This is a genomic window from Pseudomonas sp. PME37.24/006 (assembly GCF_055556635.1).
The window spans coordinates 1-228 of record NZ_JBVHNL010000329.1 but is presented as its reverse complement, the minus strand read 5'-3'; the positions used below and the strand labels follow the sequence as shown (position 1 = coordinate 228).

Genomic DNA, 228 nt, shown 5'->3' with positions numbered 1-228 from the left:
GAAGTCTATCTGCCCGGTGCCGGCTGGGTCGGGCTGGACCCGACCTCGGGCCTGTTTGCCGGGGAAGGCCACATCCCCTTGTCCTGCACGCCGGAACCGGCCTCGGCCGCGCCGGTCAGCGGCCTGGTCGATCCCTGCGAGGTGGAGTTCGAGCACCTGATGTCGGTCAAGCGCATCTGGGAAGCGCCGCGCGTGACCAAGCCCTATACCGAAGAGCAGTGGATCGCC

Annotated in this window: 1 protein-coding gene; it reads left to right on the top strand. The window is 68.4% G+C overall.

Annotated features, from left to right (window positions below; translation table 11 throughout):
- The coding region (locus ACZ3GY_RS24925) for a transglutaminase family protein (RefSeq protein ID WP_465912517.1) at positions 1-228 on the top strand (228 nt) is incomplete at both ends.